The sequence below is a fragment of the Vagococcus sp. WN80Y genome (genome assembly GCF_059621045.1).
Genome location: NZ_JCAQHY010000007.1, coordinates 91,757 through 110,172 on the forward strand (window position 1 = coordinate 91,757; position 18,416 = coordinate 110,172).

Sequence of the window (18,416 nt, forward strand, 5' to 3'; positions counted from 1 at the left end):
GTTACTCACTCCTTTCATTAATTGGAGTCAGCTTATCTTCTAATTTAGTAAAGATAAAATCCGTTAACAGAGCCAAAATAGTGACAGGAATTGTCCCGCCAATAATCAATTCCGGCAAGTAGTTGTTTAATCCACTGAAAATAAGATCTCCTAAGCCACCGCCACCAATATAAGCTGCTAAGGTCGCCCAGGCTATAACATACACCGCAGACAACTTGACCCCCGCCATAATTGTCGGTAATGCTGCCGGAATTTCAACTTGAACAATGGATTGTAGATTAGTCATCCCCATGCCTTTGGCTGCATCTTTTAAATCCGGATTAACGCCGTCCATGCCAATAAACGTGTTACGCAAGATTGGCAGCAAGGAATATATAAACAAGGCCACAACCGCTGGTAACTTACCAACACCGAAGAAGGGAACCATCAGAGCCAATAACGCTAATGATGGAATCGTTTGAAGCAAACTAGCAAGACCTATCACAAATCCTGAAAGCTTCGGTGTCCGAGTCAATAAAATCCCTAAAGGCACCGCTACGATGACTCCTAGTAACAAGGAAATCGCGGAAACAGTGATATGTTCGCCTGTTTTGACCACTAATTCCTGGCCGTATTCTCTTAAGAAAGCATCCATGTCTATGCCCCCTCCTGACCGTTAGCTGTTTCCTCTATCGCTGTTTCGAGTAAATCCTCATCCCCCCAAACGACATCATACACAATGTCTACCAACGACGAACGGGTGACAATCCCAACTAGACGTTTTTGATCATCAACAACAGGCACATACTTCAAACCACGTTTTAAAATCCGTTGAAGTGTGTCCCGTAAATAAGAATCTTTACGAACAAAGAAGACATCGTTGCGAATAATATCTCCAACACTTGTCGCAGATCGGCGTGTCCGATTAATATCTTCAACATCAATAAAGCCTTTTAAGACACCAGTTCCATCAACAACTAACAACGTGTCAACCCGTTTTTCACGCATCAATTTAATCGCTTCTGAAATTGATTTTTCTGGAGTAATTGAAATGGCCGTGCGCAACATCACTTGTTCTACCGTTGTTTCTGCCTGTCTTGCTTGCATCAAACGCTCTTCACCAATCAGATTCTCAACAAACTCATTAGCAGGATTTTTTAAAATATTATTAGGCGTATCAAACTGAATAGCTTTTCCGTCATCCATAATCAAAATGCGATTGGCCAATTTTAACGCTTCATCCATGTCATGGGTCACAAATACAATCGTTTTTCCCATCTTTTCTTGTAATTCCTTGACTAAATCTTGCAGCGATTCTCGAGTAATGGGGTCCAGAGCACCAAACGGCTCATCCATTAAAATTAAATCCTGATCAGCGGCTAGTGCTCTTACTACACCGATTCGTTGCTGCTGTCCACCAGACAACTGACTCGGATAGCGATCCAGCATCTCTCGAGGGAGCTCTACTAGATCAATAAACTTTTCTGCTATTCGATTACGTTCCTCTTCTGGCCATTTTAGCAATTTAGGAACCATCACGATATTTTCACGAATCGTCATGTGAGGCATCAGCCCAATATTTTGAATAACGTAACCAATTCCCCGACGTAACTGCACAGGGTCTTCCTTTTGAATATCTTTACCATCAATTAAAATTTGACCACTAGTTGGCTCAATCATCCGATTAAGCATTCTCATTGTAGTGGTTTTACCACTCCCACTGGTTCCGATAAAACAGACAAATTCCCCTTTTTCAAAGGATATTGTCACATCATCGACAGCCTTCTTACCACCCTTAAAGACCTTTGTAACATTTTTAAATTCAATCACACTTTTCCACTCCTTACTCTCTAGACCGGAATACTTAGTTCAACTTAATCGACTGATTAGTTTGATACAGTGACCTTACTGTTAAAGTTAGAATTTGAAATAAGGCCAAGCTAAATCAAGCATCACGGCACTTTTCTGTATTGAAATAAAATGTTGCTTACTATACTAGTATGGGCTATCCTTCTTCATAATTCAAATTTAACACCCTGTAAATCGCGTATTAACGCATTTTTCAATCTGCTTTCCGCTACTGCTACTTAGGTAAAGAAACCGCTTTATCTAGATATTAATAAAAAACGATTCTTTTTGATATTTGCTTACTCATCATAGTCATTTGTAAGTCATAAAAAGCGTTCGCCTAAGACAAATAGCTTAAGCGAACGCCTTTTATTATTAAAATCAACACTTTTTCCACTGAATAGTTGCTTCCGCACAGGATGCTTCATCTAGCTTAATTTTGTGTTTACTTACTAACGATTGCTCGGCATCTTGCCAATAACTTGTAACGATATTTCCATAGGCCAACTCTTTATCAAAGCGAATATTAACGAATGTTGGCTCATGACTTATTAAAAATTCATAATCTAAGCTATCAACCATCCAATCCAAATAACGGGAATTATTAACATGCCGATTGCCATCAATATCAGAAAATCGCACACGATACTCTCTCGATTGCTTTTCCTCTAAGGAGTCAATTTTAGTTCCTCGTAAAATTTTAGTGATTTTTTCACAATCATAAACATCAATTATCTCAGCTGGTACGCTGGTCATCTTTCTAGTTTTCAAATCCATCAAAACAAATGTCGAGCTAATCGCCACACATTCTTGCCCTTCTTCATCATGAATCCAAAAATTCCGATAACAGAAGTACTTATTATAAGACGTAGCTTGAGTAGTGACAGAGACCTTTTCCTCCGTCTTAGGTAAGCGAGTAATCGTCATTTCGTGCTGAGTAATCACCCATCCTAAGCCCAATTTATTAACAAAATCTGACCCTCTTCCCAAAGCTTCACTTTGAGATTCTGATGTTTTTATGACAATATTTAATAACATTGGTAAAGTTAATTTGCCTGTAACATCACATTCATAAAACTGAATTTCATGCTTTTCTGTAAATTTAGTTGCCATTTTCATCACCCTATCTTTGTTTCACTTCTTACTTACTATATCATAAATTTACTCGCACTCGCTAGCAAACTACGTTAGAAACCTTGAAGTATTTCCATTCTATTTGGACTCCGCTTTTAAGGTAGTATTATTCTGATAGCCTCGTCCAATTGACAAAAAAACCGCAAATTTCGACATCTTTTTATGTTTAATTTCGTTATAATTGTAGTACACGTGGAGGTAATTAGTATGGAACGAATGATAATGGATTGCATCAACTATATTGAAACTCAACTAAAAAGTGATTGGAAGTTAACTGACTTAGCGACAAAATACCATTACTCTCCCTTTCATTTTTACCGCTTATTCAAAGAAATGACCGGATTTACGCTAGCCAGTTATATTCGCCAACGTAAATTATGTCATACTCTCTATGATATATCTCAGGGAGGGGCAAAAGAACAGACAGCTCTTGCTTACGGCTTTAAAAACTATTCAGGGTTCTATCGTGCCTTTACCCAACTCTATGGTTGTAGTCCAAAAAATTACCTTAAGATACACACAATTGACAAACCGGTTTGCCCAAACTTTTTTGAAGGAGGACAAGTCATGTATACGAAAAAAGACATACGCGCTATTATCGCAACTAACTGGGACTTCGAACCAGTTAAACTTATCAGCCCTATAGAATCAGCAAATAAACAGCATCAAATTTGGGAGATTAATCACAAGTTCATCTTGAAAAGAGGTAACAATCAAGAACTCGACACACACATAAAAATCTCTCATGGCCTTGCCACTGTCGGCTTAGCGAGTCAAAAAGTCTATTTAACACGAACAAAAAAAGAGCTTGCTCAATTGACTGAAGGAGACTTTATCTTGGTTAAAAAAATTCCTGGTACGCCATTAACACTTCAAGAGCTTTTTTCAAATAACTCTCGCTACATTGCTGAAGAACAAGGGCGTGCACTTGCTAAGTTACATATAGCCTTACGCCAGCTTGAATCGGATTTAGCAACTGATGACTACGAACTCATCTCTGTCTTATCCGACTGGGCTTTACCGCTAATGAAAAAAATTAACACTCAATGGCAAATGACATTGCCTAATCATTTTGCTGAAGAACTTTTAGCCAGTGCCACTAGCTTATTTCCAAAATTGCCTCAACAACTTATTCACAGAGACCCAAATCCGGGAAATATTCTTTTCCTTGATGGACATGTTTCAGGCTTTATCGACTTTGATCTTAGTATTAAGAGTCCCCGTCTATTTGATCTATGTTACATGGGGACTGCAATTCTCTCCCAAGCAACACAAGAAAATCAGTATCAAGAATGGCCTGCACTTTTTGCTAGCCTGATCGACGGTTACCAGCAAATTTCACCACTTATTCAAGAAGAAAAGGACGCTTTATTTCCCATGCTTTGTACTGTTCAAATTATTGCGGTTGCCTATTTTAGCCAGAAAAGTGACTGGCAATCACTCGCTAAAGTCAACAGAGACAATCTCGAATTTCTTTACTTCATTAAAAATCAGCTCAACTTTAATTAATTAGTACATCTGCTTATTGAAAGCAATGTCACACAAAATATAGCCGTCTCACACTGGATTCGTTTTCATCTAGTAGTCCCTCTCATTAAGATTGCGATGAAGGGGATAAATCTGATAGAATAGAAAATGAAAGTGAGGCCAAGTTCTATGACTCCTAATAAAGAAGACTACCTAAAGCTAATATTTGAGTTAGGTGGCTATGATAAAAAAATAACTAATAAATCAATCGTAGCAGGACTAAATGTGTCTGCTGCCTCTGTGAGTGAAATGATTTCAAAACTAGAAAAAGATGGCTTTGTTAAGCACTCGCCTTATCAAGGCGTTCAATTAACTGATGCTGGGCTACAACATGCGAGTACGTTAGTCAGAAAGCATCGACTTTGGGAAGTTTTTCTGGTAAATCACTTGAATTACGCCTGGAATGAAGTTCACGTAGAAGCTGAAGTATTAGAACATGTGACTTCTGAAGAATTAGCTAATCGACTTGAAGAATATTTAGAATTTCCACAAGTCTGCCCTCATGGAGGGATTATTCCTGGCAATAATCAACCCATTCAAGAGCAAAAGTTCCAATCATTAAGTGAAGTCAGCGTCAATGAGCGGATCCGAATTGAACGGGTAATTGATGAAACAGAGCTTCTCGATTACTTAGCTAGTATTGATTTAGGCATACACACCGTTGTAACAGTTAAAACAATCGGCGCTTATGAAGGGCCGTTAACACTGATTGATGATGCTGGGAAAAAATTCCATGTCAGCTTTAAAGCCGCTCATAATATTTTTGTTAGCCATATTTAACTGACAAAACTGTTAATCAACTTACTGATTGACAGTTTTTTTATGTTAGATTGCTTCCTTTTACTCGACTCATTTTCTTTTAACCTATACCTTGCCGAAATAAATTGACCCACAGATCGTTTATCCTTGCTTTGGCTTAGTTAAACCAGTAAAATATACCTTATGTAATAATTATATAAATTTTCAGTCAATTTATGAAAAATTTCAACTTAACTTATTTCAGAAAGTGAGGAGTCGATATATATGTCAAATGAACAAATTGCCCTATTCACGATTTTCGGAGGGACGGGTGACTTAGCTAAACGAAAACTTTATCCTTCCTTATTCCGACTTTACAGAAAAGGTTTCTTAAAAGAACGATTTGCAGTCATTGGGACAGCGCGCCGAGAATGGAGTCATGAGTACTATCGTGAAATTGTTCGTGATACCATTGCAGAATTGGAGCCTACTGAAAAAGAATTAGCGGATTTTACACGTCACTTTTATTATCAAGCTCACAACGTCACCGATACAGAGCATTATCATAATCTGAAAGTACTAGCGACTGAACTAGATGAAACATATCATCTAGATAACAATCGTATTTTTTACTTAGCGATGGCGCCTAACTTTTTTGGTGTTATCACTGAGCATTTAAAATCTGAAAAAATCATGACAGAGAATGGCTTTAATCGCCTAATTATTGAAAAACCTTTTGGAACAGATTACCATTCTGCCGAAAAATTAAACAATGAAATTCGAGCAGTTTTTGCTGAAGATCAAATATTTCGAATCGATCATTACTTAGGTAAAGAGATGATTCAAAATATTTCAGCTGTGCGCTTCGGCAACAATATTTTTGAGTCTCTTTGGAACAATAAATACATCGACAATATTCAAGTCACTTTAGCAGAATCTCTTGGAGTTGAAGAACGAGGCGGTTATTACGATAAAAGTGGCGCACTGAAAGACATGGTACAAAATCATATTCTCCAGGTCGTATCACTTCTTGCAATGGAACCTCCTGCAATTTTTTCAGAACGAACCATTCGTGATGAGAAAGTTAAAGCCTTAAACTCGATTCGGGTGTATTCTGAAGAGGAAGCAAAAACAAATTTCGTTCGCGGCCAATATGGAGCAGGTGAGCTTGATGGTAAGTCATTTATTAGCTACCGTGAGGAAACCAACGTTGAATCTGACTCACATACGGAAACATTTGTTGCAGGGAAACTGGTCATTGATAACTTTAGATGGCGTGGTGTTCCCTTCTATATCAGAACAGGGAAGCAATTAACAGAAAAAGGGACGCGAATCAATATCGTTTTCAAACCAACGCCAATCAATGTGTTTCGTGATCCTTCTGAATCTGCCTGCAATGCCCAAGATATTCCACGAAATATCTTAACTATTTACATCCAACCAACTGAAGGCTTCCAATTAACACTTAATGGCAAAGAAATTGGCTCTGGATTCACGATTGACCCAATCAAGCTTGACTATCGTCACTCGGCTGATTCATTGGATAATAGTCCTGAGGCTTATGAAAAATTGATTTTAGACTGTCTCCAAGGGGATGGTACTAACTTTACCCATTGGGATGAAGTTGCTCAATCATGGCGAATTGTTGACGTTATTCGTCAGACATGGGACAAAGAAACTCCTGAATTTCCTAACTACCCAAGTGGGACAATGGGCCCTCAATGTGCCTTTGATCTTCTAGCCCGAGATGACTTCGAGTGGATTTGGCATCCTGATGAGTGGTACCGCGAACACGGAAAATTTAACTAATCACTACAACTATTAAAAAAACCAGCCTGAGCAATAGCTCAAGCTGGTTTTTTACATTCTTTTATTCAAATCCTTCGGTAGTAGCTTCCGGGAAGTTCTCCTCAACGATTGTGGCACAACGCTCACAAAGTGTTGGTAATTTTTCATGACTCCCTACATCTTCTTTAACTGCACGACATCGATCACACGTTTCACCTGCTGCTTTTTCAACTAAAATAGCCATATCAGCAAATTTAAGTGCCTTCTCTGGAACAGCAGCATCGACTGAAGCCACATCTAATTGAGAAACAATCAGCAATTGATCTAACTTCGCATCCAAAGCCTCAATTAAGATTTTAACTGGTTCACTTGGGAAGATTGTCAGCTTCGCTTCAAACGATTTACCAATCAATTTCTCATTACGAGCTTCTTCTAAGGTTTTAAGCGCATTATCTCTTAACTCCATAAAAGCATCCCACAATTCCATCAACTCAGCTTGATTAGGATACTCCTGATTGCCCGGTAGCTCTGCCAGTTGAACGTATTCTTCTTCCTCTTTCAAATGACTCCAAATTTCTTCAGCAGTATGAGGTAAAATTGGGGTCAACAATTTCGTCAACGTCACCAATGTCTCGTAGAAAACAGTTTGCATACAACGACGCTCATAATTATCCTCAGCTTCAATATATACCACATCTTTTGCAAAATCCAGATAAAACGATGATAGATCGTTTGTACAAAAGTTGACAATTGTTTTATAAATAGTTGAGAATGAATAAGTCTCATAGCCCTTCTCACGAATTTGCTTCGTCACTTGATTTAATCTCACCATCATATATTTATCAACAGAACGCAATTCATCATAACTAACCCCATGATCAGTTGGCACAAAATCAGTCGTATTGGCTAACAAGAAACGCATCGTATTTCTAATTTTCCGGTAAACCTCTGAAATTTGATTCAACGTATTCATGTCTACACGAACATCAGATTCATAATCAACACTAGCCACCCAAAGTCTCAAAATATCAGCACCCATTTGTTTGATGACTTTTCCGGGTTCAATCGTATTTCCTAATGATTTACTTTGCTTGCGCCCTTGGGGATCTAACGTAAATCCTTGAGACAAAACAGCTTTGTAAGGTGCAACACCATTAATTGCCACACTCGTCGTAATACTTGAGTTAAACCAACCACGGTATTGATCAGAGCCCTCCAAATACATATCAGCTGGGAAGCTCAGATTAGAGCGACCACGAAGAACAGCTTCATGAGAAGAACCGGAGTCAAACCAAACATCCATAATATCTGTTTCTTTTGTAAACTCACCATTAGGACTTCCTTCATGAGTAAACCCTACTGGTAACAATTCTTTTGCTTCCCGCTCAAACCAAACACGAGAACCTTCCTTAGCAAAAATATTCGCAACATGCTCAATAGTTTCTGGAGTCAGAATTGGTTCACCACTTTCCGCATAGAAAATTGGTAAAGGAACTCCCCAAGCTCTCTGACGAGAAATAACCCAATCCCCCCGATCACGAACCATATTGTAAAGACGAGTTTTACCCCATGGTAGAATCCAATCCACTTTTTCAACTTCAGATAGAATATTATCTCTAAATTTATCAATTGACGCAAACCACTGCGGTGTCGCTCTAAAAATAACAGGCTTTTTCGTGCGCCAATCATGAGGATAACTATGAGTAAAGAAATCAAGCTTCAATAATGCGCCCTTTTCTTCTAGCAATTCCGTAATTAATGGATTGGCCTTATCATAAAAAACTCCCTCAAAACCAGGAGCTTCATCAGTGAATACTCCACGATTATCAACTGGTGACAAAATGTCAAGCCCATAGCGTTTAGAAACAATATAATCATCCTCACCATGACCAGGAGCTGTATGAACTAAACCTGTTCCCGCATCTAACGTTACGTGATCACCTAACATCACAAGAGATTCACGATCATAAAACGGATGTTGTGCAGTCATATTTTCAAGGTCAGCTCCAGCAATTGCTTCTAAAGTCTCAACATTATCCCAGCCAATAGCTTCCTTAACTGTTTCTAATAAATCTTTAGCCACAACAAACTTCTTACCATCTGCTTTAACGACTAAATATTGATACTCAGGATTAACAGAAATACCTAGGTTAGCAGGTAAAGTCCACGGTGTCGTCGTCCAAATAACAAAGGCCGTCTCATTATCCAATTTTCCTTTGCCATCTTTGACCTTAAAAGACACATAAATTGAAGCCGATTTTACATCTTTGTATTCAATTTCAGCTTCCGCCAAAGAAGATTCACTTGATGGAGACCAATAAATAGGTTTCAGGCCTTTATAGATATAGCCTTTTTCAGCCATTTTTCCAAATACACGGATTTGTGCCGCTTCATAATCAGGTGTAAGAGTAACGTACGGATTATCCCACTCTCCAGCAACACCTAAGCGTTTAAAGTCGGATCGTTGTGTATCAACTTGTGTTAAAGCATATTCTTCACACTTTTTTAAATACTCAGCGCGAGACATCTCTTTACGATTAACACCTTTATTCGTTAAAACTTGCTCGATGGGTAACCCATGAGTATCCCACCCTGGTACATAAGGAGCACGGAATCCAGACATCGATTTGGAACGAACAATAATATCCTTGCTAATCTTGTTTAAAGCATGTCCAAGATGAATATTACCATTTGCATATGGCGGTCCATCATGCAAAATGAAGCTCGGCTTTCCTTCGTTTAATGCTTGACGTTTCTCATAAATTTGCTGGTCTTCCCACTCTTTTTGCCATTCTTCTTCTCTAACAGGCAAGTTACCACGCATTGGAAAATCAGTTTTTCCTAATTGCAAAGTCTCTTTCATTTTCATGATTATTTTCTCTCCTTAGTAAATTAGTAAACCATTCAGTTTCTCTATTAAACACGATTAGTAAAATAAGATATAAAAAAAAGTACTTCTCCCATAAAAGGGACGAAGTACTCGTGTTACCACCCAGATTTAGAATTTGACATTAAACATGTTAAATTCCCTCTATCATTCGTAACGAGAATGATTCGTTAATTGTTACTTTATTTCTCAATTAAAGTTAAGTGAGGGATAGGCCAATCAACAAGTGTCTGCCAAACTTTCACTATCATTGGCTCGCTTTGAGAATCATCAATTGTTTTTTGTCTCACTATTAATCTCTACGACGTTCTCGACGTTCTGACTTTATAGAACCATTTTCTGATAATGGTGAAGTTCCACCAAGATCAGTAGCTAATAACTCATCCGCCGCTTTACTTATCACATCCAAATCAATGGCTTGTGTACTTCCTTCTAATTCTACATTACTCGCCTTTGGCTTGTCAAGATGCTCATTATCAAGCAAATCTTTTACAGCAGAATGTTGGGCCTTATCAACATACGTTGAGAAAGGTTTTAATAACTCATCCCAGTCCTTACTTTTAACGATTTCCAATTGCGACTCGAGCAACAAAGCTAAGCTGCGGTGAAATTCGCGAGTTTTTTTCTTTAAATCATCTGTCTCATGAGCTAATTGACTTGCTCTTGTAGTAGCGGATTCCATTACTTCTTTGGCTTTCAAATTTGCAGCACTAATTGTTGCTTCTGCCTCAGCATTAGCACGACTAATAATAGTTTTAGCATCAGCATTAGCTGTTGTGACCATCACATCAGACTCACGAGTTGCACTGTCTTTCAACTTATCGGCTGTATCTTGAGCCACAATGATAGACTGATTCAACGCGTCTTTCAATTCATTGAAATAAGTTAATTTTTCTTCAGCATGTTTCAAACTTTTTTCTAATTCTCTTTTTTCTCGTAAAACATCTTCATAATCATTGATGATTTGATCTAAAAACTCATCAACTTCTTCTTGATTATAGCCCCTCATTTTTGTAGGGAAGCTCTTATTTTTAATATCTAATGGACTTAAAGCCATATTCTCTCACCTCTGCATTATTTTCTTAAAACACCAATTTCTAGTCGGTGCTTTTCTTTTTTCGTTTGACCATTGATCTCTCTTACTTGAATTCGACCAAAACCTCGAATTGAAATAATATCTAATAGAGCTAACATAAAATCAGGTCGTACCGTTTCTACCCAATTGATCTTGACTTTCCCACTTTCAACTAAGCTTTTAGCACGCTGTCGTGAAATATTAAAGACTGAAGATATAACAGTATCTAAACGCATCGAACTCACCGTTATTTGCTCTATTTCCCAACTATCTTTTGGCCTCAAAACATCCGTATAGCTAACTTCTTCAAGTCTAATCGTAAAACTTCCAATCTTAATTAGCTGGGCACTAACAAAATGAGCTATTTCCTTATTAACAAAAAACTGCCATCGCTCACCATCCGAAATTATATCACCGAAAAATTCCCGTCTCACCCCTAAATTAAGAAGAGTACCAAGAATTTTACCATGCGATAATTTACCAAACTTAGCTGGGTAATGTATTTCAAACAAAACCGTATCATATTCATCAACTGTTGGCTGATAATAATCTGGATAAATTAAAGCTCGGCGTCTTTCAGCACTTTCGTAACCACCATATAAAGAAAAAAGGAGCTCACTGTCACTTCTAACAATTGATTCTAAAATAAACGCTTGTCTTGGGTCTAAAAAATCGGTTAAATGAGGAGCATACTGACTTTCAACTTGCTCAATCCATCCTCCGATCATATCAACAAAAGGATGTTCATCTTTACGAAAATGTTGATAAACATTTACATTCATAGACACACATCCTTTCAATGATATTAGTTGAAAACTTTATAATAAGATCCCCATCAAGAGGTTAACTATAAGTCTGGTTCCAAGGTTAAGCACAATAATTGCAATCATAATAGAAAAACCAATACCACCAAAGTTCAAATTAAAACGATCAAATAAACTCAGATATGGTTCACAAATTTTAGCTAAAAATCGTCCAATGGCTGAATCATAGCCTCCCGGAAACCACGAAAGTAGTGCATAAATCACCAAAGCACCAGAGTATACCTCAGATACTGTGACAATAAAGTTTAATAAATTATAGCTATTCAAAAAAACACATCCTTCTAATAGTCCCTAAATTGGGTACTCAATAAGCTCTTGGCAGTTGCACTATCAATCTCGGTATTAGGAGGTGTTAAGATGAAAATTTCATCACCTAATCGTTGAATATCTCCATCAAGTGCATAAACAGCACCCGTTAAGAAATCGACAATTCTGCGAGCTTGAGCTTCTTCTACCAAATGAAAATTAACAATAACAATTTCATTTCTAAAAACGCATTTTGCAATATTTTTAGATTCAGTATAAGTTCTCGGTTCTAATATTGAAATTTTCTTCACTTTTTCTTCTCCTACTGAACTTTGTTGAAATGAGCTTTCTTTTTTACTCATTTGGACAACTTTTTTGGGAATCCTGACATTTTCCAGTACCGGCTCCACAGGCTGTTCCCGGGTCGTTTCTCTCACTGGCTGCTGCTGAGTCTTAGGTTGCACAGGTGCTTGTCTGAATCTGGTATTCTCTGCTGTTCCTTCATCTTGAAAATATGAACGGTTTGGGCTAGAATATCGTGGTTCTGGTTGTTCAGCATATGCGGGTTCAGCAGTATACGATTCTTCATAATCGTCACTATCATTCAATCCGAAAAACTTTTGTATTTTTTCAGCTGCGGTCGACATATTCATTCTACTCATCCTTCTTATTTTCTAGTCTTTGAAAAAAGCAGTACCTATTCTAACATTTGTTGCGCCTGCTTTAATGGCAATAGGGTAATCCTGCGTCATCCCCATACTTAACTCCGTACACGGGGCATGCTGCCAGTTCATTGCCATAATCTCATTTCTCTTAATGGCTAGCTGAGTAAAATACTCCTCTATTTCTGTTTCTGTCGCATCAAAAGGTGCCATAGTCATTAAACCAACCACTCGAATCTTAGGATACCTAACCAGTTCTCCAATAAAGTCACTAGCTTCTTCCAAAGACACCCCTTGTTTAGCCGCTTCTTCTGACACGTTGATTTGCACGTAGCAATTAATAAGATGGTCCGCCCGCTTATCAATTTCAGCGGCTAATCGATCACTTTCTAAGGCATGAAAATAGTCGATATGATTAATCACATCTTTTACCTTACGCCTCTGCAAGCGACCAATTAAATGCCACGTAATTGGGTACTCATGTAAATCAGCTTGCTTTTGAAGTAAACTTTCAGCACGGTTTTCACCAAAATCAGTAAAGCCAAATGAAATCAGGTTTTCTGCTTCCTTACTAGAAACTGACTTAGTAACTGCAATCACCTTAACTGAGTTCAGCTCTCTCTGAGCGTCTTGACATGCTTGAGAAACAGTCATCTTTATTCGATTCACATTATCTTCAAGCATACAAGTTGCTCCTATCTTTTTCTACGGAAAAATGCCGGTGTGTTTAGTTCATCATCATCATCTTTGTCAATTGGTTCTTTTGAAAAACTTTCAAATTCTTTTTTCTCAAGTTTATCAAATGAAGCAGGTTCGACATTGCCACGTTGGCTCGGTTCACGACGAATGTCCCAATCACCGAATGCACTATCGACTTCTGGTTCAGCCTTAATTGGCTCCAAATCAATCGTTGGGCGTGGTGCTGGTGCTACCACTTGCGATTGAGTGTGTTGCTGTGTTGTTTGTTGAGGGGCTTGTCTAACGACGTTGCGGCCGCCCTTTTTTTTTTCATTTTTAGTTGGATCAATCCCTGTTGCGATAACAGTTACGATAATTTCATCTTTCAGATCTTCGTTAATTGATGTACCTAAAATGATATTAACATCACTATTTGCAGCACTAGTTACAATATCAGATGCGTCTTGAGCTTCAAACAACGTCATATCTAGGCCACCAGTGATGTTCAATAGAACTTGTTCTGCCCCATCAATTGATGTTTCAAGTAATGGTGATGAAATAGCTTGTTTCGTTGCTTGGATGACACGATCTTCTCCACTAGCTGATCCAATTCCCATCAAAGCAGTTCCTTGATTTTCCATAACTGTTTTAACATCAGCGAAATCCAAGTTAACATAACCAGGTGCTGTAATCAAATCCGAAATACCTTGTACCCCTTGACGCAAGACATTATCAGCTTCTCTAAACGCTTCTAAAATTGGTGTCTTTTTATCAACAATTTCCAATAAGCGATTATTTGAAATAATCAATAACGTGTCAACATTTTCTTTTAATTGAGAAATACCTTCTGCAGCATATCGACCGCGTTTTGGTCCTTCAAAACTAAACGGACGTGTAACAACACCAACAGTCAAAGCTCCTAACTGCTTAGCAATACGAGCAACCTCAGGCGCAGCACCTGTTCCAGTGCCGCCTCCCATACCAGCTGTAATAAAGACCATATCGGCTCCACTTAAAGCATCAGCCAAAAATGATTCACTTTCCTCAGCAGCTTTTTGACCAACTTCTGGTTGCGAGCCCGCTCCAAGACCACGAGTGTACTTTGGTCCTAATTGGATGACAGTTTCAGCTTTACTATCTTTCAATGCTTGCACATCCGTATTGGCAACGATAAACTCGACACCTTTAACATTTTCATCGATCATACGGTTTACAGCATTTCCGCCACCACCACCGACTCCGATTACTTTTATTATTGCACCACTATCAATATTATTATCAATTGAAAATTCCATCTCGTTATAGTCCTCCTATTTTGGTATTAGTCAAAAATATTAGAAATAAAATCCGTTAATTTACTTTTCACATTTTTGCCTTTTGGTTCTTCTTCTTCGCCTTCATAATTATCGTAGACCACTGGTTGTTGAGGTGTATACTCTTGCTCAACAGGACGTGATGCTTCGAAATGAACGTCTTCACTAGTTTGACTAACAGAGAGTTTTCCGCCGGTAAGGGCAGCTTTTGAAATATGATAAATCTCATCTAATTGAGAACCATATTCCACGATACTAATAGCATTGGCAAAAATTGGATTTCTTAATCCCATATGATTTGGTACATGTAACTTCACATGTGTGCCAAAAATATCTGCCGCTAATTCAACTATCCCTGGGATACTTGCATTACCACCTGTTAAAATAATACCACCAGGTAATGTCAGCGCATCAATTTCTTCAAGGGCTGCTTTCGATTTTGTTAGAATTTGTTCCATACGAGCCTCAATGATTTCAGATAGGTAACGTTCATCTACCTTAATCGGCTCTTTTTGACCAATAACATCTACTGGAAATTCTTCATGAGAAGATGTTCTTTCCGGATAAGCGTCACCATAATTAATCTTAAGTGCTTCTGCATTGTTCAACGAAGTGTTCAAAACAACAGAAATATCCTTAGTGACAAACTCTCCACCTTCTTGTTCAACATAGGTGAATTTCAACTCGTTTTCGTACATAACTGCTGTTGTCGTTTGGCCACCGCCCATGTCAATTACAATTGTACCAAAATCTTTTTCACCATCTGATAAAATTGACTCTGTCAATGCTAAAGGCGTAATTACTAATTCAGCTAACTGCAGACCAGCCTTTTCGACACATTTACGAATATTATGTACAATTGTTTTAGGTCCTGTAAAGACGACCCCGTTCATATCGAGACGAACCCCAATCATGCCACGTGGATCTTTAATCCCATCAAACCCATCAACTTTATACTCTTGAGGAATCAAGGTAATAATTTGACGTTCTGGGGGCGTTGAACGAACAATTGCAGCTGATGCAACGTTACGAACATCTTCATCCGTAATTTCTTTTGATTCAGTATTAACAGCAATCATGCCTTCACACTTTTCAACTTCTAATAAGTTAGCAGGTAAGCCAACATTTACTTTTCTAATTTGAATGCCAGATTTTTCCTCTGCTTGGCTAATTGCGCGCTTAATTGAGTTAACGGCTTTATCGATATCAATGACAATACCACGACTTAATCCTTCCGCTTTAGCATTTCCGACACCAATAATATTAATTTGACCTTCAATATATTCAGCCACAACAACTTTTACTGATGTTGTTCCTATATCAAGGCCAACGTAAATTCCTGTTTTTGCCATGAAAGGTAATCCCTCCTATTTTAAATTGCTATTTCATACTGTTAAATTTCATGTTAATTTCATATTGTTTAATTAAAATTACAAAATAATCCATCTTCATACAATTCTACCATAAATAGTAGACTTTACAAAAGGAGAATACATAATTATTCGTTAATTTTTTGTTTATTTTCTTCTTCCACTTGTTTTAACCATTCTTGACGCTCTTTTTCAGCTTGTTCAGCCTTTTTTTGAGCCTCAATGGATGCAAATGTTGTAAAGAAAATACCGGCCTCCATATCAACTACACCCTTTTCTTCATTATCAGCAATAACTTGTGGATAGTAATTGATTTTATCCTGATAATCTCGAGTGGAAGCAATAATCTGATTGCCATCTTTCATGTCGATTGTCATCAAATTTGGATTAGATTCACTTGGTGTACTTTTAATTTCTTTAATGTTTGCCAATACTTCACTGTTGATTTTTGAAAAATTAGCCATCAGATAATTTAGATTGTCACCTGCTTTAAAATTGATCAAAATTGGAAATGTTTCATTCTTAATCTCCGTAGGTTCTGTCAAGATATGACCATTATCAAGGACTGCATAAATTTGGTCATTTTCTTTTGCATATGCTACTTCAGCATACTCCTTTACAGATACTTTCAAATTATTCAATCGACTTAAACTAATACTAACCTTACTAATTCTCGGGTTAGCCTTTTTTATTCTAGAAACTAAGTCTTGATTAAAGTAAGCAGACCAAATAAAATTCTGTCTCGTAAGTTTGGTAGATGCCGCAATATCTTCTGATGAAACAGCAGTATTGCCAACAACTTCAATCTTATTAAGTTTACTAAGAGGAGATACATAGTACATAGTTCCTAGAGCACTGACGCCAAAAATGCTAACAATTAAAGTTAATCGTCTTTTTAAGCGCTTTTGCCTTGCTTCTTTCATTTTAGGCAACTTATCGGCAAAAGACTTAGATTTTGGTAGATCCTTAACCGTTTCTAAAGTAACCGGCTTATCTGGTTCTTCGTCAGTTTCCAGAATTTTTTCAGAAATCTCAGCATTTACGACTAATTCAGGATCATCCTCTTTTTCAGACTCAAGCTCTTGTTTGGTATCAGCTTCCTCTGGTCGTTTCCATTGAGGCTCATCACCAACTTGCTCTAAATACTTTAAATTTTCTTTTTGCCAAGGCGTAAGCATCTCCATATTTTCCGGCTCAGATGGCTTATCTGTATCTTGATCGTCTTTTCCCATGATGCTTACCTCCTACTTCATATAATCTCTTCAACAACTGCCAACAATCGATCTGTCGCATCAGGTATGCCTTCTGCCAAAGAAGCCTTCGCCATAGAAAGTCGACGTTCATCATTTAGCATAATCGCATCCAGCTCACGAACTAAAGAAAGGCCAGACAAGTCACTGTCTTTCAACAGTTCAGCAGCACCAACAGAGACTAAACTCATAGCATTTTTCGTCTGATGATCATTAGTCACATTAGGACTTGGAATCAACAAAGAGGGTAGACCCAGAGCGGTAATTTCAGCAATAGTCGTTGCACCCGCTCTACTTACAACCAAGTCAATATTTTTCAAAACCAACTCCATGCCATCAATATAAGGTCTCACTACTAAATTAGGTGAGCCAATCTTAGCATCGTTTATGGCTGTTTGAACACGTTCAAAATACCGATCACCTGTAACACATAGTACTTGATACTCTCGTTTACTCAACTCTTCAAAACTATCAATGAGCGCATTGGTCATCGAAAGAGCTCCTTGACTTCCCCCAAAAATCAGCACAGTTGGGATATCTGGCTTTAAGCCATACGTAGTCAAAATCGAAGAGCTCTCGATTTCAGCAACTTCCTGTGCACGTGGATTACCAGTCAACTCAATTTTATTACTTGGAAAATACTGAGCGGCATCTTGAAAACAAATAGCCACCTTATTCACATATTTAGCTAAAAACTTATTTGTTACTCCTGGCACACTATTTTGCTCATGAATCAATGTGGGAATACCTTCTTTATGCGCTGCATAAACAACTGAAGCACAGACATAGCCTCCAGTCCCCATTACAACGTCAGGTTGAAATTCTCTAATAATTTTTTTCGAATCACTGATACTTTTCATAAAAAGATAAACTGTTTTAGCATTCTCAAACGATAAAGAACGGCGGAAACCTTGGATGTTAATTGTCTTAAATGGAATCCCTTCCCTAGGTACAATCTTACTTTCTAGCCCACGCTCAGTTCCTATATAAAGAAACTCAGCATCTGGATGCTTTTCTTTGATGTGTTTTACTAAGGAGATTGCTGGGTAAATATGGCCCCCCGTTCCTCCACCAGATACTAATACTCTCATATCATT

At 37.9% G+C, this 18,416-nt stretch carries 16 protein-coding genes; 3 read left to right on the forward strand and 13 right to left on the reverse strand.

Features of this window, described 5'->3' with window-relative positions; all coding sequences use genetic code 11:
- Window position 1: 1 nt before the first annotated feature.
- The 3 genes from AC5KOD_RS01975 to AC5KOD_RS01985 all read right to left on the reverse strand — a co-directional run bounded on the left by AC5KOD_RS01975 (window position 2) and on the right by AC5KOD_RS01985 (window position 2,940).
- Window positions 2-634 carry an ABC transporter permease gene (locus AC5KOD_RS01975; protein WP_496912870.1) on the reverse strand — a complete coding sequence of 211 codons (633 nt, stop codon included), beginning with the start codon at window positions 632-634 and terminating at the stop codon, window positions 2-4.
- Window positions 635-636: 2 nt separating this feature from the next.
- Window positions 637-1,809 carry a betaine/proline/choline family ABC transporter ATP-binding protein gene (locus AC5KOD_RS01980; RefSeq protein WP_496912871.1) on the reverse strand — a complete coding sequence of 391 codons (1,173 nt, stop codon included), beginning with the start codon at window positions 1,807-1,809 and terminating at the stop codon, window positions 637-639.
- Window positions 1,810-2,208: 399 nt separating this feature from the next.
- Window positions 2,209-2,940 carry an acyl-[acyl-carrier-protein] thioesterase gene (locus AC5KOD_RS01985; RefSeq protein ID WP_496912872.1) on the reverse strand — a complete coding sequence of 244 codons (732 nt, stop codon included), beginning with the start codon at window positions 2,938-2,940 and terminating at the stop codon, window positions 2,209-2,211.
- Window positions 2,941-3,168: 228 nt separating this feature from the next.
- On the opposite strand from AC5KOD_RS01985, the gene AC5KOD_RS01990 reads away from it, so the two are divergent.
- The 3 genes from AC5KOD_RS01990 (at window position 3,169) to zwf (ending at window position 7,035) form a co-directional block, all read left to right on the forward strand.
- Window positions 3,169-4,470 (forward strand): phosphotransferase, encoded by a 1,302-nt coding sequence (locus AC5KOD_RS01990; protein WP_496912873.1) that lies wholly within the window; start codon window positions 3,169-3,171, stop codon window positions 4,468-4,470.
- Between the two features lie 147 nt (window positions 4,471-4,617).
- The gene (locus AC5KOD_RS01995; protein WP_496912874.1) at window positions 4,618-5,268 is read left to right on the forward strand and encodes a metal-dependent transcriptional regulator; all 651 of its coding nucleotides are present in this window, start codon (window positions 4,618-4,620) and stop codon (window positions 5,266-5,268) included.
- 243 nt (window positions 5,269-5,511) lie between these two features.
- A complete protein-coding gene (zwf, locus tag AC5KOD_RS02000; RefSeq protein WP_496912875.1) occupies window positions 5,512-7,035 on the forward strand; it encodes a glucose-6-phosphate dehydrogenase in 1,524 nt (507 codons plus the stop codon).
- Between the two features lie 61 nt (window positions 7,036-7,096).
- Here the strand turns inward: zwf and ileS are convergent, their stop codons facing one another.
- From ileS to murG, 10 genes are all read right to left on the reverse strand, one after another.
- A complete protein-coding gene (gene ileS / locus AC5KOD_RS02005) occupies window positions 7,097-9,883 on the reverse strand; it encodes an isoleucine--tRNA ligase (RefSeq protein WP_496912876.1) in 2,787 nt (928 codons plus the stop codon).
- 310 nt (window positions 9,884-10,193) lie between these two features.
- Window positions 10,194-10,958, reverse strand: coding sequence for a DivIVA domain-containing protein (locus AC5KOD_RS02010; protein WP_496912877.1), 765 nt, complete (start codon window positions 10,956-10,958; stop codon window positions 10,194-10,196).
- A 17-nt stretch (window positions 10,959-10,975) separates the two neighbouring features.
- Entirely contained in the window at window positions 10,976-11,758 is a 783-nt protein-coding gene (locus tag AC5KOD_RS02015; protein WP_496912878.1) for a YlmH family RNA-binding protein, read from the reverse strand.
- 36 nt (window positions 11,759-11,794) lie between these two features.
- Window positions 11,795-12,067 carry a YggT family protein gene (locus AC5KOD_RS02020; protein WP_496912879.1) on the reverse strand — a complete coding sequence of 91 codons (273 nt, stop codon included), beginning with the start codon at window positions 12,065-12,067 and terminating at the stop codon, window positions 11,795-11,797.
- 14 nt (window positions 12,068-12,081) lie between these two features.
- Window positions 12,082-12,699 carry a cell division protein SepF gene (locus AC5KOD_RS02025; protein WP_496912880.1) on the reverse strand — a complete coding sequence of 206 codons (618 nt, stop codon included), beginning with the start codon at window positions 12,697-12,699 and terminating at the stop codon, window positions 12,082-12,084.
- A gap of 21 nt (window positions 12,700-12,720) precedes the next feature.
- Window positions 12,721-13,392 (reverse strand): YggS family pyridoxal phosphate-dependent enzyme, encoded by a 672-nt coding sequence (locus AC5KOD_RS02030; RefSeq protein WP_496912881.1) that lies wholly within the window; start codon window positions 13,390-13,392, stop codon window positions 12,721-12,723.
- An 11-nt stretch (window positions 13,393-13,403) separates the two neighbouring features.
- Window positions 13,404-14,681, reverse strand: coding sequence for a cell division protein FtsZ (ftsZ, locus tag AC5KOD_RS02035; protein WP_496912882.1), 1,278 nt, complete (start codon window positions 14,679-14,681; stop codon window positions 13,404-13,406).
- A gap of 26 nt (window positions 14,682-14,707) precedes the next feature.
- The gene (gene ftsA, locus AC5KOD_RS02040; RefSeq protein ID WP_496912883.1) at window positions 14,708-16,051 is read right to left on the reverse strand and encodes a cell division protein FtsA; all 1,344 of its coding nucleotides are present in this window, start codon (window positions 16,049-16,051) and stop codon (window positions 14,708-14,710) included.
- Between the two features lie 146 nt (window positions 16,052-16,197).
- Window positions 16,198-17,301, reverse strand: a complete 1,104-nt coding sequence (locus tag AC5KOD_RS02045) for a cell division protein FtsQ/DivIB (RefSeq protein WP_496912884.1) — start codon at window positions 17,299-17,301, stop codon at window positions 16,198-16,200.
- Between the two features lie 17 nt (window positions 17,302-17,318).
- Window positions 17,319-18,410: an undecaprenyldiphospho-muramoylpentapeptide beta-N-acetylglucosaminyltransferase gene (gene murG, locus AC5KOD_RS02050; protein ID WP_496912885.1), complete on the reverse strand. Its 1,092-nt coding sequence runs from the start codon at window positions 18,408-18,410 to the stop codon at window positions 17,319-17,321.
- Window positions 18,411-18,416 lie beyond the last annotated feature (6 nt).